At 71.9% G+C, this 2852-nt stretch carries 1 protein-coding gene and 1 pseudogene; both read right to left on the bottom strand.

Features of this window, described 5'->3' with window-relative positions; translation table 11 throughout:
- Positions 1-784 (bottom strand): IS5 family transposase gene (locus tag GTW40_RS06895; RefSeq protein WP_343245603.1). Its coding sequence is split into 2 segments (ribosomal slippage), with 782 coding nucleotides annotated over them: positions 1-452 and positions 455-784; the frame shifts between segments, so codons are not numbered across the junction. This gene is flagged as partial in the annotation.
- Between the two features lie 325 nt (positions 785-1109).
- Positions 1110-2852, bottom strand: a pseudogene (locus tag GTW40_RS06890) (hypothetical protein); the annotation flags it as partial.

Here is a 2852-nt window from a genome sequence, read left to right as displayed (position 1 = left end):
AGGCAGGTGGCGAGACCGAGGAAGGCCTCGTGGATGTCGTCGCGTCGCTCCCAGCGGATCCGCAGGCGGCGAAAGCCGTGCAGCCAGGCGATGGTGCGCTCGACGACCCAGCGGAAAATGCCCAGGCCAGAGCCGTGTTGCACGCCTCGCTCAGCGATGACCGGGCGGATGCCGCGCTGCCACAGTAGGCGCCGGTATTTGTCGTGGTCGTAGCCGCGGTCGGCAAGCAGCGTGTCGGGTCGATGTCTGGGGCGGCCGACGACGCCGGCAACCGCCGGGATCTTGTCGAGCAGGGGCATCAGCTGGGTGACGTCGTTGCGGTTTCCACCGGTCAGCGACACCGCGAGCGGGATGCCCTGGCCGTCGGTGAGAACGTGGTGCTTGCTGCCCGGCCGTGCGCGATCGACCGGGCTGGGACCGCTTTTGGGCCCCGTCGAGCGGCCCGGACGTGGGAGGAGTCGATCACCGCCCGGGACCAGTCCAGCTTGTTCGCCGCCCGCAGCTTCTTCAGGAGCACCAGGTGCAGTTCGTCCCACACGCCGGCCTCGTTCCACGCGGCGAGGCGCCGCCAGCAGGTCATGCCCGAGCCGAAGCCCAGTTCCTGCGGCAGGTACTCCCACTGGATGCCCGTGTGCAGGACGAACAGGATCCCGCACAGCGCCTGCCGGTCCGGGACTCGCGGTCTGCCCTCGACCAGCTTCGGACCCGGCACGGGCAGCAACGGCTCGATGAGCGACCACAGTTCGTCCGAGACGATCCAGGGCCGCGACTGACGTTTCCCCACGATCGGACCAACGACCAGCCAATCCGAAAGTCACATGATCAACGGCTTCTGTTAGGACCTCTAAGTCCGGCTCTTGATACCGGAACGCAGAAGTGCGTCCTGAGCTGCGCTGCCTCGTCCCGCCATCTGCCGACCAGCCGCTTCGTGATGCCGCCCGACCACGGCCCCGAGGACTCCTGGAGCACCCGGCCACCGCGCCGGCCTGCCGCGTGCCCGCGTCACACCGTCACGACCCAGCCCACTCAGAACCCAGACTCAACCGCAACGCTGAGGCTTGATGAAAGACCGAGGCCAGCGCAAGGCAGTCCGAAACTCCCCACGAACCCTAGGGAGTTGCACTCGCCGGCCGCTTGAACATCCGCGTAGCCGTGATCTCACTGTGCGCCTCCCCCGCCTGAGGCGGCTGCGGCAGCCCGGGCCGAAGGTGCTCCTCCACGCTGATGTACTTCAGCCCGGCACGGAGGTCGGCGTCGTTCCGCAGCCGGATGACCAGGGGGAATTCCGCCAGCGCCGTGGTGTCGAAGAGACCCGTGGTGTAGAGGAGCTGCACACCCAGCGCATCCGACACAGCCCGCTGAAGCTCCAGCAGATACGTCGCGTTGGCGCGCCCGATCGGGTTGTCCAGGAACAGCGTGCCCGCGTGCCGGTGCTTGTCGCGGCCGCGGTCGTTGGAGCGGAGGGCGGCCATCGTGCAGTAGAGGGCGATGGCGGCGGTGAGGAGCTGGCCGCCGGAGAAGACGTCGCCCATCTGGCCGACGGGGACGCGCTCGGCGCGCAGGACGGCGTCGGGCTTGAGGATTTCGACGGCGATGCCCTTGGGCTGGAGGGCGGCGGCGACGCCGCGCAGGAGGAGGGACATGCCGTCGCGGCGCAGGTCGGAGTTCTTCTTGACGGCGGCGCGGGTGGCGTCGTCGATGACCTCGCCGAGGCGTTCGGTGAGGGTCGCCTGGTCGGGTTCCTCGAAGCGGATGCGCAGGAATTCCTGGCCCGACCACTCGCCCAGGCCCTCGGGGAGGCGGGAGAGCCGCTGGGCGGAGCGGAGGGTGGCCAGCGAGGTCTCCACGAGGCCGCGCAGGCGGTCCACGATGGAGTCGCGGTTGCGTTCCAGCTGGGCGAGTTCGTCGGTGAGGACGCGCAGCCGGGGCGCGAAGGCGTCGGCCCACTTCTGGGCGTGCTCGGGCAGGGCGGCGGCGGGCAGTTCGCGGATCTGCTGCCGGGCCGGGGTGCGGACCTGCTCGTAGCGGGTGGAGTTGGCGTGCCGGACCAGGATGTCGCTGGCCTCGCGGACGGCGGCGTCGGCGGCGGAGAGGTCGGCGGCGCAGCCGCGCAGCGAGCGGCGGGTCTCGGCGGCGGCCTGGCGGGCCTCGTCCAGGGTGCCGGGGTAGGGCTCGGGGTTCTCCGGCTCGTCCTCGGGGGTGGTCTGCTCGCGCAGCAGGTCGCGGAGCATCGCGGCGATCTCGTCGAACCCGGCGGCGCCGTCCTCGGCGGCCCTGTGGGCGTCGAGGAGTTCGGCGTGGGCGTCGCGCGCTTCGGTCAACGCCTCGACGCGGGAGGCGAGTTCGGCCGTCGCGGTGCGCAGCAGGGCCTGGGCGTGCTCGGCGTCGCGCGGGAGGAGTTCCTCGGGTAGTTCGGTGTGGGCCTCGCCGTCCTCGGGGGCGTGCCGCTCGGCCTCGCCGCGCAGCCGGCCGAGCTGTTCGCTCGCGGTCGACATGCGGGTCTCCAGGAGCTGGACCAGCTCCTCGGCGCGGGCGGCGGCTGCCTGCCGGGACGGTCCGTCGGAGCCGTCGGGGGAGGTCAGGAGTGCTTCGGCGCGGGTGCGGACCTTGTTGCTGAGCCGGTCGAGGTCGGTGCGGGCGCCGCTCTCGTCGCTCTCGGCGCGGGCCTGTTCGGCGCGCAGGTCGGCGCCGACGCCGACCTTCTCGTACAGCTGGGAGGCGGCCCGGTACGCCTCGCGCAGCGCGGGCAGCGACGCCTCGGGGGTGCCGTCGGTGTCCTCGGGTACGTCGTCGGGGGCCCCGGCGATCTCGGCACGCTCGGCGCGCAGGGCGCGGGCGGTGCGGCGGGCGTC

It is taken from the genome of Streptomyces sp. SID4985 (genome assembly GCF_009863025.1).
In the GTDB taxonomy this organism is placed as follows: Bacteria; Actinomycetota; Actinomycetes; order Streptomycetales; family Streptomycetaceae; genus Streptomyces.
This window is presented reverse-complemented; position numbering and strand designations above follow the sequence as displayed.